This window comes from Macrococcus capreoli, assembly GCF_025628935.1.
In the GTDB taxonomy this organism is placed as follows: domain Bacteria; phylum Bacillota; class Bacilli; order Staphylococcales; family Staphylococcaceae; genus Macrococcoides; species Macrococcoides capreoli.
In genome coordinates this window covers 59,640-81,430 of record NZ_JAOTIS010000001.1, presented here as the reverse complement: position 1 = coordinate 81,430, position 21,791 = coordinate 59,640, and the positions used below count along the sequence as shown (strand labels likewise).

Below are 21,791 nucleotides of genomic sequence, written 5' to 3'. Positions count from 1 at the left end.
ATTTAGATCGTTTGGTTTGCTGATTTGATTGCCGGTATTTTTGATTTACCGGCAATGAATTGCTCAAATAGCAGAGATTTTCGAAATGTTTGCCGGTATTTTTGATTTACCGGCAATGACCATTATCTCATATATCAAACACAACAAAACACCTTATCCATTGTGGACAAGGTGTTTCGTTATGGGTTGGGGTATGGAGTAAAAAGGGGGTTGTTCACCTGGAGTCTCACCAGATGAACATCATTTCCTTAATAACATACCCCTTATTTCAAACCCTCTTCAATCTTCTTAATTTCATCTGGAGATAAGTTCTTCGCAATCTCTCCGTCTTTCGTATCTTCTTTTAACGCATCTTTCGCTAAGTCTGAATGATATAATTCAACAATTTTCTTATACGTTTTGTTATCTTTGTCTTCTGTCTTTGAAGCAATGACGTTAATATAAGGTGCCACATCTTTATTGTTTGAATCCTCTAAGAAGATTGGATCTTTCTTAGGAATTAAACCTGCACGTGCTGCCACACCATTATTAATAACTGAAACTGCAACATCTTCTAACACACGTGGTGTTTGTTGTGCATCAATCGGCTTGATCTTTAAATCTAATTTATTTTCCGTAATTTTATTTGGACCACCGAATAATCCGAAATCACTCGATAACTTAATTAATCCTGCTTGTTGTAACAACTTTAATGCACGTGCCTGATTCGTCACATCATCTGGAATTGCGATCGTATCGCCTTTCTTCACATCTTTAATATCTTTAATCTTTTTAGAATATGCCCCAAGTGGCGCGAATACTGTCGTACCAACTACTGATAACTTTAATTTATGGTCTTTCTTAAATTGGTCAAGGAACGCAAAGTGCTGGAATGCATTTAAATCAATTTCACCTTCAGCTAACGCATTGTTTGGCGCTGTGTAATCCTGGAATTCTACAAATTCAATCTTAATTCCATCTTTCGCCGCTTCTTTCTTAACAACTTCCCACACTTTAGAGTCAACGCCTGTTACGCCAATCTTTACTGTCTTATCATCTTTCTTATTCCCGCCACACGCTGCTAATACAAATACTAAACTTAAGAATAATACCAATAACTTTTTCATTTTTTCATGCTCCTTTTATAATCGATTCGTATATATACTTGCTAATTTGTTACCGATAAATTGCGTAATCTGTACTAATATAATTAATATCACTACGGTGATGAACATGACCGCCACATCAAATCTTTGATAACCATATGTAAATGCTAAATATCCAATCCCACCTGCGCCGACAAGTCCGGCAACAGCAGAGAATTCAATCAGGGACACTGTTGTAAATGTTAATCCTAATATTAATGCACCTGCTGCTTCAGGTATCAACACTTTAAACAAAATATCAAACTTACTTGAACCCATCGACTGTGCCGCTTCAATAACACCGCGGTCGACCGATACGATATTATTCTCGACGACACGCGCGATTGATAATGATGCTGCAAGCGTCATTGGGAATATTGCCGCCCATATCCCGATAGACGTGCCAACTAAAAAACGCGTTATCGGAATGAGTGCGACTAAGAAAATAATAAATGGAATAGGTCGAATCGTATTGATCAATGCATTTAATATTGTATTTAAAATTTTGTTCTCCAGAATATTCCCTTTCGCCGTTGCATACAATAGAATACCTAATGGTAAACCGAGCAATGTTGCGAGTACTAACGTAATGGCGACCATAATTAACGTACTAATCGTATGGTCTAATATGACGGGCCAGAATGTGCTTAAATCAGTTTTCAAATCCTTCTACCTCCCTTACATCCACTCCGTGCTGCTTAATTTCAAGTAATGCATTATAAATGTTATTTGGTTCTCCAACGGCTTCAATGAGCAAATTACCAAATAGCCTATCCGTTAACTCGGTTATACTGCCATATAAAATATTGAAATCAACGTTATTCGTACGGCCTGTCTGACTTAATATAGGTTCTAATATTTGCTGATGATTAAAAATAAAGCGATACAGTTTACGGTTCGCGATATTAATCTCTTTCGGAATATCATCGTTTAGCACACTATGTACAAATCGTTTTGTCGTTGGATGCTTTGGTGAAGTAAATAAATCAAACACATTATTTTGTTCTACGACGCGACCTTTTTCCATCACTGCCACTTCATCACATATAGATTTCACTACTTCCATCTCGTGGGTAATAATCACAATTGTAATATTCAACTTCTCATTAATATCTTTGAGTAACTTTAATATTTCATCCGTCGTTTCGGGATCAAGTGCACTCGTTGCTTCGTCACAGAGCAGAATATCTGGATTTGTTGCTAATGCACGTGCAATGCCGACACGTTGTTTCTGTCCGCCTGATAATTGATTCGGATAATCATCTTTCTTATCTGATAACCCAACAAAAGCCAGTAACTCATCAACACGACGCTCAATTTCAGCCTTGGAATACTGCTTCGTTAGCTTTAACGGGTAGCGAATATTATCACTGATGGTCTTTGCTTTAAACAAGTTAAACTGTTGAAATATCATGCCGATGTTTTGACGTTGTTGGCGTAAATCCTTTTCTTTAAGTGCACCTAAATTCTGCCCTTCGACAACGACTCTTCCGGATGATGGCGTTTCGAGTCGGTTAATTAACCTGAGTAACGTTGACTTACCTGCACCAGAATAACCGACTATCCCGTAAATCTGTCCTTTTTCAATAGATAAAGACACATCATCTAATGCATTGATTGGACCTTTCTTTGTTTGATACGTCTTTGTGACGTGATCAATTTCAATAATTCCCATTGTTTTTCCTCCCAAAATAAAAAACGTGTACTCAGCCGGTAGCTAAATACACGTTTACACGTTCGAATTTATCTGCCAAGCATGAGCTTGATGGAATTAGCACAGTGCTCTATATAGAGTCCGCTGCTGAGACGTCATCGGGCCATATCCCTCAGTCTCTCTTGATAAATATTTATTAAGTTGTTTATTATATTACAGTTAACTAAATAATCTGTCAATATGAATTTTGAAAAAATTAAAAAATGATATTAAAAGCTCGATAACCCACTAAACTCCTGCACACGATAGAGTACCGTCTTCCAGAATGATGGATCTTTCTTCACATCATAGTGATCTGTCACATGGGCATATGTGTTATTCCATTTTGCATCAAAATCTTTATCCATCTTCGTAAATACTGGTAAATCGGATTGACCTGAAATCATTACATCTGTTTCTAAGTTCAAATCCCCAACATTTCGTCGTGTTAAATTCGCACTGCCTAAAACAAGTGTTGATTCATGCTTATCTTTATCTTTGAACAACGTAAACTTCGCATGGTATTGCTCACCATGACTGACCGCCCATTTAACCTTAATATTGTCATCTGACTTTGCAATTAGTTCATGAGCTACCGGTTTATTCGGTATACCCGGTTTCTCTTTACCAAATGCTTCTTTGTTGACATCAAGTATCAGTTGAATATCCACACCACGTTTACTTGCGTTGATTAAGGCTTTCACGATATCACGATCCGATAAGTAGAACATCCCCATCTTAATAGAACCTTTACTGCCCATGCGTTCAATTTGCTGTAACAGCGCTGCTTTTATTTTGCCTTCTGTCATTAATGATGTCGTATAGTGCATGCTATTATTAAACGCACGTGACTTAATTTTAAAGTCACCTACTTTAAGATTTGCACCACTCATATTCATAGCATGAATCTCACTGTTTATTAAATCTTCCTGTATTTGTCCACTCACTTTCAGTGCGACATTTTGATGATGTGCACTTGGGTCATGTGGATTGCTTGAAGCGATAATCGCCGTTTGTTCTGTCACTAGCGTCTTACGATGATTGGCTTTCATATTGAGCAATCGACCAAATCCACGTACCGTAACATTCGGTTCATCTTTCGAGAATATATTCTTAATGAAACCATGTTCACTATTGCCAAACCAGCGCAATGTCGGACGCCATAATCCTGAATAAACTGGGTTGGAATCACGTAACGCGACAAGATTGGTTTCATATAAATTAATGCCGTTTGCACGCAATTGCTTATAATGGTCTGGTGTGTAACTGCCGTAAAATGAATTAATTGGATCTGTAAGCATATAGATCTTAATATTAGGGTTTGCTTGTTTCTTTGCAATTAATGCATTCGTTAATTGATTCGTAAGTTCAGGAAATTTAACTTCACCATCATACGCATTATTGAATAAGAACATGTCTAATATAATAAAGTCGTTAGCTTCTTCAATTGCTTTTAACTGATGATTAAATATTTCATGATCATAGTGCATCACTTTATCTTTCTCATATGTATTATCAATCAGTACTTCTGCGTCATTCGTCTTACTGGAATCAAACCATTTTGAGACCCCACCTGGCAATGGCTTATTCGCACCGTATATTGCGCAAACAACATACACACCGAAACAAATTAACGCTATATTTTTAAAACCTAATTTCTTTTTCTTACCCTTCTGTTTCTTTTTCGTTTGAGAAACAACGCTCTTCTTTTTAGCAGCCATAGTGACCCTCCTTATGGCTTATTATAACAAAAAACAAGGCCATATTTGACCTTGTTAATTGTTCATAAGTACAAAATTATAACTTTGCTCGAAAAAGTATAAATGATTTCCTGATGGATCCGCACCTTTTTCTTTAAATAATGATTTAAATTGATTTCTGCTTATTTTCTTAGCAAACTCAAGTTTTGTAATATCATCTTCATCTTTTATTTTCTTATAATTTGATTTGTCACCTAAATCATAGACATCACCAAGTGGTAATGCCGAACTCGCGTCTGTGATTAACTTTTCTTTAATTAAAAATTGTAGTATTTCTTTATCATAAATTGATATGCTCAAATTCTCTTCTGATATATTCGGATCATCGTTTGAGAAAGTGAAATGTAATGCTGATTCTTCATTTGGAATTCCATTTTTCGACACATAATTTTTATTATATTTATTAATGAGTAATTGTTTAAGAATATCTTTTTGTTTATTATTTAGTTCATTTCCTGCAAATGAACTATCTGCCGTTTCAATGTTTAAAGTTACATTACGTTTCAACAATTTGTCCCAATCAATATATTTCGTAATAATGGCAGCATTATTTTTTGTAGCTACTTTATTCATATATAGCTCGAAATCTTTTTGTCTAACATTATACGTACGATTAATCTTCTTTCCATTATTTAATACATATTTGATACTCACTGGAACTTGCTCTTCATTATATAAATCAGGTTTATCCGCTAATATTAACTGCTTATGACTATTCACTACATCTTGAATAAATTTTTTATCTGAAACTTTTACATCACTTAATATACCATTTTCCCACGCTTGTTCTTTTTCATCAAATGTTGTTGAAACATATTTGATTGCTTCAGCTTCGGGTACATATTTTTCTCTTGATTGACCCATTAAATACACCGCTACCAGCGCTACAGCAACAAGTGCTAATGTAATGCTATAAAGTTTACGATTAAATTGAATGCGTACTGATTTCTGCGCCATCATTTCCAGGAAGATATATATCAGTGTAAATGCAACAAAATATATGAATATCATAATCAGTTTCTGTTCATTAAATATAGAATTAAAGATGATACCACCGAGTAAAGTCGCGATTAACATTGAAACGTAAAATATTATAAAGTGTGCATAATGCGTTGCATATGCTTCATTAATTCGTTCGTTTTTTCTATTTTTATAAATCACAAACAATGATATGAACATGACTAAACTCACAACGAATATAACCAATAAATATTTAAAGTCCATTTGATCTGTTGTCAAATCTTCCAGAAATTTAATCGGTACTGTGAAGTGCTTCATAATACTATCCGGATAGCTTTGTAACCCTTTAAACATAAACATATGCGTCGTAAACACCATCGTCCCTAATATATACGGCGACACAATTAATATAATCGATGACACGATATGATTAAGCATATTATTAATAAATAAACCAAACAACATCGTAATCGTAAAGATAAAGAAATCAATGATTAAATTAATCAATATCCATAATACAATTTTCTCGCAATCAATCGTTGCATATTTAATACTTACAATCCATGTGATAAGACCATTGACAACAAGATTGATCATTAAATGCGAGAAGAATACAGCGTACACTGTCATCAGAATACGTTCACGTTTAATCGGTAAACTATGAATAAAGTCTGATGCTGCCTGTGACTTAAAGTAATATGTTAAGAAAGCCGCACATAACAAAGCATAAGCCATCGTCCCAAAGAAATATATCGGCATCGTCATTGTTTCACCGATTAAATATTTACTATGTTGATGTGCCACAGCACTCGAATCCATATGTGCGATGACATATGAAAACGGAACAAGGATAAATGTACAAATAACATTTATGATTGATAAAAAGATTATGGAACGTGATAAATTGCTGAACAATGCTTTATTCAACGATAATGTTTTCAATGGCATAACCGTGACCTCCTAATTCGTACGTAAATATTTCTTCAAGCGAAAGTGGCAAAATGTCATACATCAATGGATGTCCTGATGTAATATACTGTTCAATGTTGTTAAAGTTACCTTTAACGATACACGTCACAACACGCCCTTTTACTGTCTTCTCAACAAGGTTCATACCTTTAAAGAATGATTCATCTGGAATCGTTTCAAACGCCATCTGTATCTTCGCAACATTACCTTTTAAGTCATCTAAGTCACGTGCCATCAATATTTTCCCATCATGCATCAGCGTCACAGAATCACAGAAGTCTTCCATCTCACGTAAATTATGACTTGATACAAAGAGCGCCATCTCATGATTACTCACATCCTGAATTAAGATGTTCTTAATCGTATGTCTGACGATTGGGTCTAAACCATCAAACGGTTCATCGAGCAACATCACTTCTGGGCGTGCTGCAATCGCTAATATAAATGCACATTGACGTTGCATTCCTTTTGATAGTTTCGCAAGTTTTTTATCGGGCTTTAATTTAAGTAATTCTGATAGTTGATTAAAGCGTTCAACACTATAATTCGGATAGAGCTTCTGGTAGAAGTCACCCATTTCTTTTAAATTTGCATGTCCAAAGAAATAAGGAATATCAGAAATGAATATCATCTTAGATTTGTAATCTTCATTCTCAAATATATCTTGATGATTAAACGTAATTTGACCTGCATCAACTTTGTAAATACCCGCAATCATTTTAAGCAAGGTCGTCTTCCCGGCACCATTACTCCCTAATAAACCTTGTATACGTCCTGGTACAATATCGAGCGTTACATCGTTGACCGCTGTGAAATTACTGAAGCTTTTCGAAACTGCTTTAATTTGTATCATCGTGATCACCTCGCATGTCTTTGATTTTGTCGATAATGTCCTCTTTCGTTAAGCCTAGGAATAATAACTCCTGAACAATCTTTTCTAATGATTCGGTTAACATTTCGATGCGCTCCTTTTGCACAGTATCTTCTACTTTATTAACAAAACTCCCTTTACCAGGAACTGAATATGTAAAACCTAAACGCTCTAGTTCACGATACGCTTTCTGAATCGTATTCGGATTAATCGTCAGTTCTTGTGCGAGCTGACGTACAGATGGCAATTGCTCATCCGTTTGTAATACTCCATTCATGATTTGTAGTTTAAATGCACTGATTAACTGTTCGTATATCGGAACACGGCTGCGATTATCGATAGCAATCATCTTCTCACTCCGTTTCTACTGTATTAACTGTACTACTTATTATAATACACTTAGAACGGATAAATGCAAGTAAAATTTGTAAAAAGGTGCAAAAAAAGAACACACGTTATTGTGTGTTCGAAATTAATCTCTATAAACTTGGCGATTTACCACCATCGATATTCACTGCAACACCAGTCACATAACTAGCTGCAGGACTTACTAAAAATGAAATAACATTCGCTGCTTCACGTGTATCACCAATGCGACCTAGTGGAATATCAAACTTCGGATCTCTTGCGTACTCTTCCCAAGTTAATTCCGGCGCTTCTTCTTGCCAGCGTTTCTCAATTTGTCCACTGCGAATTAAACCGATACAAACTGCATTCACACGAATATTATACTGTGCTAAATCTTTACTCAGTGTCTTCGTCAATGCAAGACCCGCGGCACGCGTTACAGATGTCGGTGTCGTATTCGCCGGTGGATTTTTACCTGCAACGGCTGTTAAATTTAAAATTGCACCGCCATTTTTCTTAAGTTCAGGAATCGCGGCATGTAACATATGAATAGCGCCGAAGATTTTTAAATCTAAATCGTGTTGCCAATCTTCAAGTGATACATCTTCAAAGTTTTTCGCAAAAGCACTGCCTGCATTGTTGATTAATATATCCAGTTTGCCATATTTATCAATTGCCTTTTGAACAAACGCTTTACAATCAGCTTCATTCGTTACATCACATACGTGATAAGCTACATCTTTACCTGTCTGCTCTTTAATTTCCTTTACGACTTCAATTAAGTCTTCCTCATGACGACTCGCAATTACAACATGCGCACCTTCTTCAACAAGTACAGTTGCTGTTTCTTTACCAATTCCTTTACTAGACCCCGTAATTACTGCTACTTTACCTTGTAAACCTAAATCCATATTCTTCAGCTCCTTTTACATAAAATATATCAAATATCGTGATATGATAATAGAAAAAAGAGGTGATTTCATGTTTGTATGTTTATTACGTGGCATAAATGTGAACGGCATCAAAATTAAAAATCATGACTTAAAAATTGTATTTGAACAACTCGGATTTACTGACGTTATGCTCGTTTTACAAACGGGAAATGTGATCTATAATACGGATTTAGATTTAGCAGTACAAAAAGAAATGATAGAAAATGCGTTACGCGAAACGTTTAACTATGAAGCATTTGTCATCGTACGTGATGCACAAGAAATGCACTCGTTAATTGACGACTATCCATTCGACTTAAAGGATGACATGCAACCATATGTCATTTTTGTAAACAGTGATGTCGTCATGCAGGATTTATTACTGTTACCACGAGATCCAGACGAGTTCGTTCAACTTGGCAATAACGTTGTTTACTGGACTGTAAGAAAAGGTATGACGCTAGATTCTAAATTCGGTAACGCTTTAGGTAAAAAGATGTATAAAAGTGACACAACATCTCGTAATTTAAGGACGATAGAGAAAATTGTCGCAAAAATAAAATAACGTTACTGGTGAACATACCAGTAACGTTATTTTTATTCACCATACGTACGTCTAAAGCCATAAAATGGTCTAAAATCTCTTTCGTAATAGCTTTTAGAACTACTTGTTGCGAGTAATTCCATACGAGTCGTTGGATATTGTTCATGTAAATATTGCAGTAATGCTTTCGCATAACCATTGCCTCTATAGTTAGGATGCGTAATCAGCTCACAAATATAAAGCGAGACATGTCCATCCGTTATTCCGCGAATTGCCGATACAACTTGTCCGTTCAAATCATAAACATAACTTTCACTATTCATCCATGCTGCAAGTGTTTGTTCATGTCGAGCGACTAAATTATCCCAACCTTCATGCTTATTCATACTTTGTATTGCATATATATCTTGTGCGATAAATTTACGAATCATCATTTCACCTCAAAAAATAAAGTCAGGATTGCTCCTGACTTTATAATAAATTATAACTCAACATTATGATGCACCGTTTGTACATCTTCTAAATCTTCAATCGCATCGACTAACTTTTCAAACGTTTCTAAGTCCGCTTCTGATAACGTTAATTCATTTTGCGCTAACATTGAAAGTTCAGCAACTGTAAATTCTTCAACGCCCGCTTCTTTTAACGCATTTTGAACTGCAGCAAATTGATCCGGCTCAGCATAAACGACAACGTGCCCGTCTTCTTCCATTACGTCACGTACATCTAAATCCGCTTCCATTAATAATTCTAACGTCTCATCTGCAGTCTTACCGTCAAAGCCAAATACTGCTGTATTCTCAAACATATAACTTACAGAACCTGATACACCCATGTTCCCGCCGTTTTTACCAAACGCAGCACGAACATCACTTGCTGTACGGTTTACATTATTTGTTAATGCATCAACAATAAGCATTGAGCCGCCTGGCCCGAAACCTTCGTAACGTAACTCATCGTAGTTCTCTTCACCGCCGCCTTTTGCTTTTTCAATCGCACGGTCAATGATATGTTTCGGTACTGAATATGTTTTTGCACGTTCAAGTACGAACTTTAAATTTTGGTTTGATTCTGGATCTGGTTCACCAGACTTTGCAGCTACATAAATTTCACGACCAAATTTCGCATAAATACGACTTGTATTCTTATCTTTAGCAGCTTTCTTATCTTTAATATTGTTCCACTTACGACCCATAGTATACACGCTTCCTTCAAATTAATATGTCATTATTATACACTTATCTTCTCGTTTGCACAAAACAAAAAAAAGGAAACACAATTGAATGTGTCTCCTTAAATGAGATTGTATTAGTCTCTTAAAATACTTGCTAAACGTAATACATCCATAATGATGTTCAATAAGTTGATGAATAAGTTAAAGCCCATCTCTTGTGCTGAGAATTGACCACGCTTCATACGATTGAAATCATAAATCGTATATAAGAAGAAAATGGCTAATCCAGCAATCGTAATTACTAAATGAAGCATTGGAATGTGGATAAACATCCCTAAGAAACTTGCAATGACTAATGCGATTAACGCCGGGAATAATAATCGGCCTAAATTAGATGCATCGCCAACAACAAAGTAACCTACTGCACCAAATGCAAAGAATGCAACGATTGCCAGTCCAATGTTCTGATAAAATACTGTTTGTCCTAACACTCCTAAATAATACATAAACGATGTATAACTGACGATACCTAATGCAAAGGCCATAATATTTGAAATGACAAATCCAAATTTACGTGAAGCTTTTGCAAAGATTGAAATAAATACTAAAGCAAAGATTAATACGGATACCATCATGCGTAAGCCTGGTGGTACGAATTGTCCTAAAAATGTTCCTGCAGCAAAGATGACCCAAAAGTAAATAAAGTATAACCATGCGTTTCTTACTGCTGAACTATGTGATACAGGTTGTGATTGATAACTGTAATTGTTCATAAAATCCCTCATTTAAAATTTTGTATATATTTCTATATATACCATTGTACGTTGTTTTGAGATATTTCACAAATAAAGCGTATTTATTATGAGATAAATAATAACTTAATTACTCATTGTTTGCCTGTTTTTCTTAATTCCATGCCATTTTAAGAGATTTGGCATGCTTTCAACAAGTTTCGATCAAAAAAAAGACAACCCGCAGGCTGTCTCATTTAAACAAACATACTAAAGATTAATATAAAGATTAATCCACTTACAGAAATAATCGTCTCAAGCAATGTCCATGTCAATACAGTTTCCTTAACCGATAATCCGAAATATTCTTTAAACATCCAGAATCCTGCATCGTTCACGTGTGAGGCGATAACACTACCAGCACCAGTCGCAAGCACGACTAATGCTAAATTCACATCGCTCGTTTGTAACATCGGCAGTACAATGCCAGTCGTAGAAATTGCAGCAACTGTTGCAGAGCCTAAAGCAATACGTAATACTGCTGCGACTAACCATGCAAGTAAGATCGGCGAGAAGTCAGAGTTTGTAAATAACGTTTCAACGTGTTTCCCAACGCCACCGTCGATTAATACTTGTTTAAACGCACCTCCCGCACCGATAATTAAAATCATCATACCGATTGGATATATTGCGTCTGTTACAGATTGCATCACGTCTTTCATTTGTCTGCCACGATTTAGACCCATCGTGAAAATTGCTATAACGATTGAGATTAACATCGCTGTCGATGCATCACCAATTAAGTAAATCGATTTAATCAACGTATTGGGTTGTGTACCATTCGCTGCAACAATCAATTTCACAACTGTTGCAATTAACATTAATATTACCGGGAACAATGCTGTTAATGTACTCATAAAGAAACCCGGTGTATCTTCAATTTTGAAATGCACATTTTTACCCAGTGAAGAAATGTCACCTTCACGCGTAAATGCTGTTGGTGCGATACGTTTAGCGATTTTATTGAATACTGGTCCAGCAATAATCGCAACTGGAATGGCGATAATAAAGCCATATAATAATACTTCACCTAAATTCGCACCATATTCTTTCGCAATCATTACAGGTCCCGGATGTGGAGGTAAGAATCCATGTGTTACTGATAATGCAGCTGCCATCGGAATCCCTAAATGTAAAGCTGGTAATTTCGTTTCTTTCGCAATCGTATAAACGATTGGAATGAGTAATACTAAACCTACTTCAAAGAATAATGCAATACCAATGATAAATGATGCAACAACGACTGCCCACTGAATATGCTTTAAGCCGAACTTATCGATTAAAGTGTGTGCAATACGCGTTGCTCCACCGCCATCAGCGAGTAATTTTCCAAGCATAGCGCCGAGTCCAAAGATCAGTGCGATATGTCCGAGCGTCGCACCCATCCCGGCTTCGATTGTAGCCACGACTTTATCTAATGGCACTCCTAGTAATAATGCAGTCGTAAATGCCGTTACAATCAGTGAAATAAACGTATTTAACTTTAACCCCATAATTAAAAATAATAATAATAATATTGCAATGAATACCGTAATTAACGGCCATTGTTCAGTAAAAAAATTCATTTATTTATCATTCCCTTCATGATTTCTCTGGAAGTTCGCCATATCCAAGTAAACATCCATGAGTTGATTTGTAACTTTCATATAAATCGGTAATATTTCTCTGTAAATCTTCACATTGTCGTGAATCGGTTGATGAGGTTTCGTCGCACCAATCATGTCACTTATATGACTGAAATCAGGCTTCAACCCTAAAGCAACTTGTCCTAAAGTAACAGCTCCAAGACATGAACTTTCCACGCTCTCAGGCACAATTACTTCATGTTCGAAGATATCTGCCATCATTTGTCGCCATAATGCACTCTTCGCAAATCCACCGGTCGCTTTAAGTGTCTTCACTTCACCGTCCATCAGTACGCCAAGTGCGATAAACACAGTGTAAAGATTGAAAATCACGCCTTCTAATGCTGCACGAATCATATGCTCTTTCTTATGAGATAATGTTAAGCCGAAGAATGAACCACGAACGTTCGCATTCCAATACGGTGCACGTTCTCCCGCTAGAAATGGATGAAAGATTAAACCGTTACTTGCCGGTGGTACGCGCTCTGCAATCTTCGTTAATACTTCATAACTATCAATGCCGAGACGCTTCGCTGTCTCCACTTCACTTGATGCAAACTCATCACGTATCCATCTGAGTACGACACCACCATTATTCACCGGTCCACCGATTACCCATTTATCCTTCGTTAATGCGTAGCAGAACAGTCTACCATGCTCATCGGTCTTCGGCTGATCAATGACTGTTCGAATTGCACCACTTGTTCCGATTGTTACTGCAACTTCCCCCGGCTTAAATGCATCGACACCGAGATTACTTAACACCCCATCACTCGCACCAATGACAAATGGTGTATTTTCACTTATCCCCATTTGACGTGCATAGTTTGGTTGAATGCCTGTAATGACTTCTGTCGTATCGACAGCATCAGCAAACTGTTCCCGTGTTACCCCAAGCATCGCCAATACTTCAGCGTCATAATCAAGTGTCTTAATATTAAATAAACCTGTTGCACTTAATATTGAATAATCTTCTACGTAACGTTGAAACAATTGATAAAAGACATAGCCTTTTATCCCGATAAATTTATGCGTCTGAACAAATAATTGTGGTGCTTCGTGTTTGAACCACATTAATTTGCTTAATGGACTCATCGGATGTATCGGCGTTCCTGTACGCTTATAAATTTCTAAACCGTTATAGTCGCAGTTGAGCATTTCACTATACTGATAACTACGATTATCCGCCCACGTAATACTATTCGTTAATGGTTGATGATGTTCATCCATTAATATCAAACTATGCATTGCACTTGAAAAGCTCACGAAATCAATTGCGTCGTGATGTGCACCCGTCTTCTTCACAACAGTTGCGATTGTTTCAATTACCGCTTCAAATATTGCATTTGGCTCCTGTTCCGCAATATCACTGTGTGGCGTTAGCAGAGGATATTCTTTATGATGTACCGCTCGAATATTACCTGCTCGGTCGTACAGCACACTTTTCGTACTTGTCGTACCAATATCAACACCAATCATATACATGCACTATTCCTCCTTTGTCTGTGAATAATATAAGTCATCCACTTCATTATTTAAATCATCGAAGTTGATATGTAATACTTTTTTGTAGAGCTTTCTATCTTGATGGCGAATCGCTTCAATATACATTTCATGATTATTAAAGATACGTTCAAAATCTGATTTATCATGTTGCATACGTTGCTCCATTGCAATCAAATTTAGAATTAACATGTTCGTCTTAATTGAATGCCACAACTTTTCGAGCTGCTGATGATGGATGGATTCAATCACCGTTTGATGAAATAATATATCCTGCATTGCAAATTCTGCTGCATCATTAAATTTTACTGCAACGCGCATCATTTCAAGTTTCTTTTCAAGTTCCAGCACAAGTGCTGCAACGTCTTGCTGTTCAATCTTCTCAAATGCGAAACCTTCAATCATAATACGCATATCATACAGTTCATGAATATCCTCGTCGCTCAATCGTTTAATAACCGCACCCATACGTTCAAGCTGGATTAACTGATCAGTTGCTAATATTTTTAATGCATCTCGAATGGGTGAACGACTGACTTGATATACCGCAGCTAACTGGTTCTCAGATAACTTTTCACCGTCAGAATAGTCTCCGGCGATAATTTTATATCTTAAATCAAATGCGATGCGTTCCCCTGATGCTAAGTTTTCAGTCCATTGCTTTGGCAACATCATTTCTCACCCCGTCTACTTGTATACAAGTATGGTACATGAAGAATTTCATTTTGTAAACGATTTCTTTAAAGCGTTTACAATTTTGTTAATCAATTTAGACAAAAAAAGGTAAACCACATCGTGTAGTTTACCTTTTAACGTCTTACTTATAAAAATAAATGTAATACGAAATATACTAAAGCAGCAATAACCGCTGAAATTGGTAATGTGATGACCCAAGTAATGATCATACGTTGTGCCGTTGTCCATTTAACACCTTTCACACGGTGACTTGACCCTACACCTAAAATAGATGAAGATACTACGTGTGTTGTTGATACTGGTAAATGGATATATGTAGCGCCAAAAATAATTAAAGCTGATGACAAGTCGGCTGCAACACCATTAGCTGGTCTTATCTTCATAATGTTACCGCCAACTGTTTTAATAATTTTCCAGCCACCGACTGCTGTACCTAACCCCATTGCAGTCGCACATCCAAGCTGAACCCATAACATCGGTTCCGTATTACCTGTTTGAATACCTGCTGAAATTAATGCCATCGTAATAATTCCCATTGCTTTTTGCGCATCGTTTGAACCATGAGAGAATGCTTGCGCAGCAGCAGTAAAGATTTGTAAAAATCTAAAATTACGATTGGTCTTCGTTAAATTTGCATTTTTAAAGACAATTTTAATAATCGTGTAAATAATATATCCAATCACAAACGCAAGTAATGGCGAAATAATTAAAGCGACAATTATTTTTGTAAATCCTGCATACTGTAATACGCCAAATCCACCTGAAGCAACTGCTGCACCGGCAATAGAACCGATTAGTGTATGTGATGATGAACTTGGAATACCGTAATACCAAGTGATTAAATTCCACGCAATAGCAGAAATTAATGCTGCTAATATTACGACTGAACCATTTGGTAATGTAAACGGATCGACAATATCTTTACTTACCGTCTTTGCAACACCATGAAATAATACTGCACCGACAAAGTTCAATGCTGCTGCCATTAATATTGCTTGTCTTGGCTTTAATGCTTTCGTTGATACAGCTGTCGCAATTGCATTCGCCGTATCATGAAATCCATTAATGAAATCAAATACAAGTGCAAAGATGACAATTGCAAATGTAATAATTAATATCGGGTCCATAGTAACGCTCCTTAACTATTTTTCATAATGATAGATTCTAATACAATAGCAACTGTTTGACATTTATCAGCAATATCTTCTAATGATTGATAAATATCTTTAACTTTCATTACTGTTAAAGGATCCGTTTCTACAGATAAAATATGTTTAATCGATTGTCTTAAAATACCATCACAATTCGTTTCAAATTCTTTAATATTAATAGAGTGTACACGAACATGTGAGAATTTTTTCTCAGCAATTAATGACACTGCTGTCTTAATTTCTTGTGCACATGCTTGAATGTTACGTACAAACTCAGCCATGTATTCATCTGAATATTCAATAGTGTACATTTCAAACATACCCGCAGACTCTTCCATACCGTCCATTACGTCATCCATTGCATTACATAATGCTAATATATCTTCACGTTCAATCGGTGTGATAAATGTTTGATTTAAATCAGAGATCATCTGATGCATTAAATCGTCACCGTTTGTTTCAAATGATTTAATCGTATCTGAATACTTCTTTAAATCAAATGCAGATTGAAAATTCATCTCACCAAAAGCAACTGCTGCACGATTCAGATTTTCTGCCATCGCTTCTAATTGCACTGCAAACTTATCTTTCTTTCTGTTAAACATCGTAAATCCTCCTATTGATAAAAAGCTTATTTAACACTACAACGATATTTTAAAGTAAATTCTTTTGAAAGCATAGCCTTTTGTAAAAATAAAGTAAACTTTTTATAGAAAGCGTTTACTATGTTACGTCATTGTAAATTTAATGTGTCAGCATTGTAAATTTCAAAATTGTAAGATTATTAAATATCGATTATTACTACATTTGTAGTGCTCAAAAAAACAAAGACTCAACCTAAATCAAAGAGCGATTTACGGTTGAGTTTCTTATTTTGCTTAGGGCTAAACGCAAGTTCGACAGCCTCAATTACTTCGTATATTTTCTCTCAATTCCCTTTTCTTTCTCTTCCTGAAAGCGTTCGATACGCATTTCAACATCAAAGATTTTCATCGTTAAATGATGGATCGGTGCCTGCGTTAACATATACACTAACCACGGTAATGTCGGTTCATAATCGTGCAACGCGATAATTAACGTATCTGTATTTTTTAAACGTCGAAATTCCATACGGGCACGGCTTTCTTGATGGGCATGATGTAATACCCCGCCGATAATATTATAGACGATGCGATTCTCATCTGATTTATCGTCATCTTTCTCTAATGATAATATATGCTTCTTCATCGCATAAATATCATATCGACCTGCATGCGATTTCACTTCAACAAAGTCAAACGCCATATCACTTAACCAGGCGAAGTAATGTTGACTCACTCTTTCAACGGTCCAGCTCGTCGGCATTAATGTTCTTTGTATACTACGCACATCATTCGTTTTAGAATTTTGTGTTTGGGCCACAATACCTTTACGTTTCACGGGTGTCGTCGTTATTTGTACCGGTGTTTTATAACTTTTCATTATATTAATTGTCTCTTCATCATCAGTCGTTCCAGTAACATAAATAATCGCTTTTAAATTCGTCGCTTCAGCGGCACGGGCGAAATTATCTGCACTAATCGCATTAATATCCTGAAACGTCGCATCATTCAGTTTATTCGAGCGTTTCGTCGGATCCAGAAAATAAACCCCGAAATCAACGTGTTGCATCGCATCAATACAATCATTTAATGAGAACATATCACCTGTTATCCAATGAATATCCTGAGCGCTATCTTCAGAAGGATATTTACTCATCGCATATATTTCAAAGTCATCTTTTAAATAGTCATATAAATGTTTACCAATATACCCTGTAGCACCTGTTAATAATAAACGCGGTTTCATCGTTAACCCTCCATCGTTTGTTTCTTTTATTGTACATAATAAAGCGGCAACGTAAAAATAAAACGGTTATATTACATTATTTTATTTATTTTAATTTCGGCTTTTGTATTAATTCGTTCTTCTCTGTGTTAGAAGTATATGGCGATTGATTCGTGTAATTCCCGAGAAACATCATTAATTTACGATACGTCAGCTGTGCTTCAGGCAGATCCATATGAAATTGATACTGGTGTTTTAATCGATGTGTTCTATTAAAGAATGATGTTTCGTAATCTACATTATTATCCTGTAATACTTTCACTAACTCACGCGCCTGGCTATCAAATGGATCGGCATCACCGACTGTCAGAAACGTTGGTGGATAATGCTTTGTAACATTTTCTGTCGTACTCATTTGCTGAATGGGTTTAAACTTCTTCTCCCAGTATTTCTCTCCAGTATAACTTTCCATAAACGTTTCGATACGCGGAAAATGCGTCTTTCTTACCGTTTGCATATTATAAAGTCCACCAAACAATACAACAGCTTTCAGTTGTTCCGGATTGTAAACAGGTTTTAATTGCATATCTTCCATCAAGCTATGATTTGTATGCATCGCTGCAAACTGACTTGCAATTTGAGCACCCGCAGAATCGCCACCGATAATGATTTGCGTCTCGTCAATCGGTAAGTTTAATATATTACGCTTCAGAAACTTTGCTGCTTCAAGTTCTTGTAATATCGGCGTTGGGTATTTATTATTCGGTGCTAACGCATAATTGATGTTCGCTACAATAAATCCTTTCTCTGCAATTTGTGCAAGATAAGGATTTTTATGACGTTTATCCCCTGCAATATAGCCACCCCCATGCGTCCATAGTATGAGTGGCAATGCATCTCCGTTTCGAATATGTTTCGGTAATATAATATCCATTTGTGATGAAGGCGCAATATCGCTATATGTCACATTTGGAATCAGTTTAACATTTTGATTCTCTATCGCTTTATCACTTAACATCGCATTCCCAGCAATCCTTGGATTGTGATTTTCATTCCATCCCATCAATACACTGATGAGCATGACACATAACGCAATGATAATAATCCACACTAAATATCTTTTTTTCAATACAACCGTCCTCTCTATCTCTAGCTCTCTTTCATATTATCGATAAAAATGAAAAAATAAAATGGGAACTATCCCCATTTTATCTTTACACAATATGATCATTACCACGATTTTTACGTTTAAAGTATTTAAGTGCAATCCCAATACATAATACCAATCCGACATAACCGAGTAATGGATAAGCCGTTTGAACGAGTTTAGAGAACCCTACGAAACTTAAAACGTATGATAATGCCATTAAGCTAAATAGCATTAATTTATATTTTGTTGAATAAGGCTCTGAGAATCTTGCGATAAATGAATACATCAATCCTGCAATCGTATTATAAATCACCATTAACATAATCACACTTAATGCGATGCCGATGAATGGATGAATCGCCTTTCCTAAGATTAATGTCGGAATGGCTGAGTTATTAATTTGATCCAGTTCACTTAATAAGCCTGAATTGACCATCGCAAGTAAGACTAGTAACGTTATACCACCAATAGTTGCACCGCGGCCTGCAACTTTCATCTTACTTGCATCTCCACCAATAGCAGCTAAAATACTAAATCCACTCGCAAATGCTAATCCACCATAGTTTAATCCAGACCACCACCATAATGCACTTTCAGGTAAGAATGGTACTTTAAAAGGTTGTTTATCAACATTAATATGCGATTGTACTTCATTAAATGGAATTGATCCTTTAAAGAAATAATATACCGCAATCGTAGTCACAACAATTATTAAAAATGGTGTGACCATACCTAACGCGCCAACGATTTTATTAAAGTCTAACAATAATGTAATAATAATCGCAATGACCATTAAAAGTGACCCTAGCCATACAGGTATTCCGAAACTTTCATGTGCAGCACTCCCTGAACCGGCGACCATAATCGTAGATAACCCGTATAAGAAGAATACGAGTAGGTAGTCAATGAGTTTTCCAAATTTTTCACCAAAAAGGTATTGAATTGTTGACTCATGATTCTCAGCCTCTAAACCATATCCTAACTTTACAGTTTGACGACCGAAAAATGTCAACATTAATCCTGAAATAATGATAGCTAAGTAACTATACATACCATAGTTCGTGAAAAATGTTAAAACTTCCTGACCTGTTGAGAATCCTGCACCGACAATGACACCAACGTATGCGAATCCTATTTTTACTGCTTCCCAATTTGCTTTGCTCATCAAAACGCTCCTTTATCGTATTAAAAAAACATGCCTGTAAACACAGACATGTTGTTTATACCCTTATGAAAATGCATAAAACATTATTTTGTAATTTCTTCAGGAAGCCCAAATGTATCGCCTTCAGGAGCGACAGATTTCGTAACAAATAATGCAGTAATTAAACCAATGAGTGTTAATCCAATTGCAAACCAATACGCGTGATGTACACCACTCGTTAATGCTTCGTTCATTTGTGTCGCATTCGGATGTGCAATACCTTCAAGCGCTTTCTTCTGACCATGTGTCATTATACTTACAAAGATTGAAATTCCCATCGCACCGGCAATCGGCTGAATCATATTCCCGATAGCAGTACCATGTGGATATAACCGTTTCGGCAGCTGATTAATCGCATTCGTATGACTTGGCATCATAATCATTGAAATGCTGACCATTAACACCATATAGACAATAATAAAGACATAAACACTTATCCCTGGATGAATCGTTGAATAGAAGAGCATGACACACGCTAATACAAACATGCCTGGAATGATCATTTTTCGTGGGCCTAATTTATCGAATATACGGCCCATGACCGGACTCATCGCACCATTTAATAATGCCCCGGGTAATAATATCATACCAGCAACTTTAGCTGAGAACGCCATAGGTCCTTGTAAATACATTGGCATTACGATTTCAGAAGCGAACATCGCCATTACGACAACGACGAAGATAAACATCCCTCGTGCATAGTTATTATATTTAAATACTGATAAATCAAGTAGCGGTTCTTCGAGTTTGCGTTGACGTAAACCGAATATTAGCATCGCAATTAATCCTGATATGATAATCGTCAGGATCAACGGATTGCTAAATCCGCCCTCGGCCGTACTTACAGAACTAAAGCCATATATAATACAAGCCACACCCACAGTTGAAAGTCCAACCGATAATATATCAATCTTCGGCTTCGTGACTTCTCCAACATTCTCTAAATATTTATAAGCGAATAAGATTGAGAATAAGACAAACGGAACGACAGCAAAGAATAACCAGCGCCATCCTAGTACATCAACGATAACACCCGATAATGTCGGTCCAATGGCTGGTGCAAACATCATGACTAAACCGAAGTTCCCCATAACTTTACCACGTTCATGTGGTGGGAATAGATTAAGCATCGCATTCATAATTGTTGGAATGAGTAACCCCGTACCTGCCGCTTGAATCATACGTCCAGCGAGTATCATCGGGAAGTTTACAGCACAACCTGCAATAATTGTACCGACTAAAAAGATTGTCATTAAACCGATAAATAATTGGCGTGTCGTAAACCATTGAATAATTGAAGCGGATAACGGCATTAATATCCCCATAACAAGCATGAAACCTGTTGCCAACCATTGTACTGTCGGTGCGTCCACTTGAAACACACGCATAATTTCAGTTAAGGCAATATTCAATAACGTTTCATTTAAGAATGTAAAAAACGCACCTATTAAAAACGTAATCATAATAATTGTTGATTTTTTCATATTTCC

General features: G+C 36.3%; 21 protein-coding genes and 1 riboswitch. Of the genes, 1 reads left to right on the top strand and 20 read right to left on the bottom strand.

Translation table 11 applies throughout. The annotated features are described in order from the left end of the window. Positions 1-263: 263 nt before the first annotated feature. The 8 genes from OCL94_RS00430 to OCL94_RS00395 form a co-directional block, all read right to left on the bottom strand. The gene (locus OCL94_RS00430; RefSeq protein ID WP_262993442.1) at positions 264-1,106 is read right to left on the bottom strand and encodes a MetQ/NlpA family ABC transporter substrate-binding protein; all 843 of its coding nucleotides are present in this window, start codon (positions 1,104-1,106) and stop codon (positions 264-266) included. Between the two features lie 15 nt (positions 1,107-1,121). Continuing rightward, positions 1,122-1,724, bottom strand: a complete 603-nt coding sequence (locus OCL94_RS00425) for a methionine ABC transporter permease (RefSeq protein WP_411268459.1) — start codon at positions 1,722-1,724, stop codon at positions 1,122-1,124. A 52-nt stretch (positions 1,725-1,776) separates the two neighbouring features. Further along, a complete protein-coding gene (locus OCL94_RS00420; RefSeq protein WP_411268458.1) occupies positions 1,777-2,793 on the bottom strand; it encodes a methionine ABC transporter ATP-binding protein in 1,017 nt (338 codons plus the stop codon). A gap of 71 nt (positions 2,794-2,864) precedes the next feature. Then, positions 2,865-2,970: riboswitch (SAM riboswitch) on the bottom strand. Between the two features lie 77 nt (positions 2,971-3,047). Beyond that, the gene (locus OCL94_RS00415; RefSeq protein WP_262993435.1) at positions 3,048-4,538 is read right to left on the bottom strand and encodes a phospholipase D family protein; all 1,491 of its coding nucleotides are present in this window, start codon (positions 4,536-4,538) and stop codon (positions 3,048-3,050) included. 54 nt (positions 4,539-4,592) lie between these two features. Then, positions 4,593-6,485, bottom strand: coding sequence for a hypothetical protein (locus OCL94_RS00410; RefSeq protein WP_262993433.1), 1,893 nt, complete (start codon positions 6,483-6,485; stop codon positions 4,593-4,595). Further along, positions 6,457-7,359, bottom strand: coding sequence for an ABC transporter ATP-binding protein (locus OCL94_RS00405; protein WP_262993430.1), 903 nt, complete (start codon positions 7,357-7,359; stop codon positions 6,457-6,459). The genes OCL94_RS00410 and OCL94_RS00405 overlap by 29 nt, the downstream gene beginning before the upstream one ends. Beyond that, the gene (locus OCL94_RS00400; protein WP_262993428.1) at positions 7,346-7,726 is read right to left on the bottom strand and encodes a GntR family transcriptional regulator; all 381 of its coding nucleotides are present in this window, start codon (positions 7,724-7,726) and stop codon (positions 7,346-7,348) included. The genes OCL94_RS00405 and OCL94_RS00400 overlap by 14 nt, the downstream gene beginning before the upstream one ends. A 130-nt stretch (positions 7,727-7,856) precedes the next feature. After that, positions 7,857-8,636, bottom strand: a complete 780-nt coding sequence (locus OCL94_RS00395; RefSeq protein WP_262993426.1) for an SDR family NAD(P)-dependent oxidoreductase — start codon at positions 8,634-8,636, stop codon at positions 7,857-7,859. 70 nt (positions 8,637-8,706) lie between these two features. Between OCL94_RS00395 and OCL94_RS00390 the strand changes: the two genes are divergently transcribed. After that, entirely contained in the window at positions 8,707-9,222 is a 516-nt protein-coding gene (locus OCL94_RS00390; protein ID WP_262993424.1) for a DUF1697 domain-containing protein, read from the top strand. Between the two features lie 32 nt (positions 9,223-9,254). Here OCL94_RS00390 and OCL94_RS00385 read toward each other — a convergent pair whose 3' ends face one another. The 12 genes from OCL94_RS00385 to OCL94_RS00330 all read right to left on the bottom strand — a co-directional run bounded on the left by OCL94_RS00385 (position 9,255) and on the right by OCL94_RS00330 (position 21,785). Then, positions 9,255-9,632, bottom strand: a complete 378-nt coding sequence (locus OCL94_RS00385; protein WP_262993422.1) for a GNAT family N-acetyltransferase — start codon at positions 9,630-9,632, stop codon at positions 9,255-9,257. A 50-nt stretch (positions 9,633-9,682) separates the two neighbouring features. After that, entirely contained in the window at positions 9,683-10,396 is a 714-nt protein-coding gene (locus OCL94_RS00380) for a YebC/PmpR family DNA-binding transcriptional regulator (RefSeq protein WP_262993420.1), read from the bottom strand. 113 nt (positions 10,397-10,509) lie between these two features. Beyond that, positions 10,510-11,148 (bottom strand): Bax inhibitor-1/YccA family protein, encoded by a 639-nt coding sequence (locus OCL94_RS00375; RefSeq protein WP_262993417.1) that lies wholly within the window; start codon positions 11,146-11,148, stop codon positions 10,510-10,512. A gap of 215 nt (positions 11,149-11,363) precedes the next feature. Further along, on the bottom strand, positions 11,364-12,731 hold the full coding sequence (locus OCL94_RS00370; RefSeq protein WP_262993415.1) for a gluconate:H+ symporter: 1,368 nt from the start codon (positions 12,729-12,731) through the stop codon (positions 11,364-11,366). Then, positions 12,732-14,276, bottom strand: a complete 1,545-nt coding sequence (gntK, locus tag OCL94_RS00365; RefSeq protein WP_262993412.1) for a gluconokinase — start codon at positions 14,274-14,276, stop codon at positions 12,732-12,734. A 3-nt stretch (positions 14,277-14,279) separates the two neighbouring features. Then, positions 14,280-14,969: a GntR family transcriptional regulator gene (locus tag OCL94_RS00360; protein WP_262993410.1), complete on the bottom strand. Its 690-nt coding sequence runs from the start codon at positions 14,967-14,969 to the stop codon at positions 14,280-14,282. A gap of 146 nt (positions 14,970-15,115) precedes the next feature. Next, on the bottom strand, positions 15,116-16,117 hold the full coding sequence (locus OCL94_RS00355; RefSeq protein ID WP_262993408.1) for an inorganic phosphate transporter: 1,002 nt from the start codon (positions 16,115-16,117) through the stop codon (positions 15,116-15,118). Positions 16,118-16,128: 11 nt separating this feature from the next. Beyond that, positions 16,129-16,746 carry a DUF47 domain-containing protein gene (locus OCL94_RS00350; RefSeq protein WP_262993406.1) on the bottom strand — a complete coding sequence of 206 codons (618 nt, stop codon included), beginning with the start codon at positions 16,744-16,746 and terminating at the stop codon, positions 16,129-16,131. Between the two features lie 304 nt (positions 16,747-17,050). Continuing rightward, positions 17,051-17,968, bottom strand: coding sequence for an NAD-dependent epimerase/dehydratase family protein (locus tag OCL94_RS00345; RefSeq protein WP_262993403.1), 918 nt, complete (start codon positions 17,966-17,968; stop codon positions 17,051-17,053). Positions 17,969-18,053: 85 nt separating this feature from the next. Further along, positions 18,054-19,028, bottom strand: coding sequence for an alpha/beta hydrolase (locus OCL94_RS00340; protein WP_411268457.1), 975 nt, complete (start codon positions 19,026-19,028; stop codon positions 18,054-18,056). A gap of 133 nt (positions 19,029-19,161) precedes the next feature. Then, a complete protein-coding gene (locus OCL94_RS00335; protein WP_262993398.1) occupies positions 19,162-20,262 on the bottom strand; it encodes a YkvI family membrane protein in 1,101 nt (366 codons plus the stop codon). Positions 20,263-20,345: 83 nt separating this feature from the next. Then, positions 20,346-21,785 (bottom strand): DHA2 family efflux MFS transporter permease subunit, encoded by a 1,440-nt coding sequence (locus OCL94_RS00330; RefSeq protein ID WP_262993395.1) that lies wholly within the window; start codon positions 21,783-21,785, stop codon positions 20,346-20,348. Between the last annotated feature and the right edge of the window lie 6 nt (positions 21,786-21,791).

What these genes read in the sequence shown, in the direction of transcription:
- OCL94_RS00430 (WP_262993442.1), bottom strand. Translation starts at nt 1,106, where the DNA reads ATGAAAAAGTTATTGGTATTATTCTTAAGTTTAGTATTTGTATTAGCA.
- OCL94_RS00425 (WP_411268459.1), bottom strand. Translation starts at nt 1,724, where the DNA reads ATGGTCGCCATTACGTTAGTACTCGCAACATTGCTCGGTTTACCATTA.
- OCL94_RS00415 (WP_262993435.1), bottom strand. Translation starts at nt 4,538, where the DNA reads ATGGCTGCTAAAAAGAAGAGCGTTGTTTCTCAAACGAAAAAGAAACAG.
- OCL94_RS00410 (WP_262993433.1), bottom strand. Translation starts at nt 6,485, where the DNA reads ATGCCATTGAAAACATTATCGTTGAATAAAGCATTGTTCAGCAATTTA.
- OCL94_RS00405 (WP_262993430.1), bottom strand. Translation starts at nt 7,359, where the DNA reads ATGATACAAATTAAAGCAGTTTCGAAAAGCTTCAGTAATTTCACAGCG.
- OCL94_RS00400 (WP_262993428.1), bottom strand. Translation starts at nt 7,726, where the DNA reads ATGATTGCTATCGATAATCGCAGCCGTGTTCCGATATACGAACAGTTA.
- OCL94_RS00395 (WP_262993426.1), bottom strand. Translation starts at nt 8,636, where the DNA reads ATGGATTTAGGTTTACAAGGTAAAGTAGCAGTAATTACGGGGTCTAGT.
- OCL94_RS00390 (WP_262993424.1), top strand. Translation starts at nt 8,707, where the DNA reads ATGTTTGTATGTTTATTACGTGGCATAAATGTGAACGGCATCAAAATT.
- OCL94_RS00385 (WP_262993422.1), bottom strand. Translation starts at nt 9,632, where the DNA reads ATGATTCGTAAATTTATCGCACAAGATATATATGCAATACAAAGTATG.
- OCL94_RS00380 (WP_262993420.1), bottom strand. Translation starts at nt 10,396, where the DNA reads ATGGGTCGTAAGTGGAACAATATTAAAGATAAGAAAGCTGCTAAAGAT.
- OCL94_RS00375 (WP_262993417.1), bottom strand. Translation starts at nt 11,148, where the DNA reads ATGAACAATTACAGTTATCAATCACAACCTGTATCACATAGTTCAGCA.
- OCL94_RS00370 (WP_262993415.1), bottom strand. Translation starts at nt 12,731, where the DNA reads ATGAATTTTTTTACTGAACAATGGCCGTTAATTACGGTATTCATTGCA.
- gntK (WP_262993412.1), bottom strand. Translation starts at nt 14,276, where the DNA reads ATGTATATGATTGGTGTTGATATTGGTACGACAAGTACGAAAAGTGTG.
- OCL94_RS00360 (WP_262993410.1), bottom strand. Translation starts at nt 14,969, where the DNA reads ATGATGTTGCCAAAGCAATGGACTGAAAACTTAGCATCAGGGGAACGC.
- OCL94_RS00355 (WP_262993408.1), bottom strand. Translation starts at nt 16,117, where the DNA reads ATGGACCCGATATTAATTATTACATTTGCAATTGTCATCTTTGCACTT.
- OCL94_RS00350 (WP_262993406.1), bottom strand. Translation starts at nt 16,746, where the DNA reads ATGTTTAACAGAAAGAAAGATAAGTTTGCAGTGCAATTAGAAGCGATG.
- OCL94_RS00345 (WP_262993403.1), bottom strand. Translation starts at nt 17,968, where the DNA reads ATGAAACCGCGTTTATTATTAACAGGTGCTACAGGGTATATTGGTAAA.
- OCL94_RS00340 (WP_411268457.1), bottom strand. Translation starts at nt 19,028, where the DNA reads ATGCTCATCAGTGTATTGATGGGATGGAATGAAAATCACAATCCAAGG.
- OCL94_RS00335 (WP_262993398.1), bottom strand. Translation starts at nt 20,262, where the DNA reads ATGAGCAAAGCAAATTGGGAAGCAGTAAAAATAGGATTCGCATACGTT.
- OCL94_RS00330 (WP_262993395.1), bottom strand. Translation starts at nt 21,785, where the DNA reads ATGAAAAAATCAACAATTATTATGATTACGTTTTTAATAGGTGCGTTT.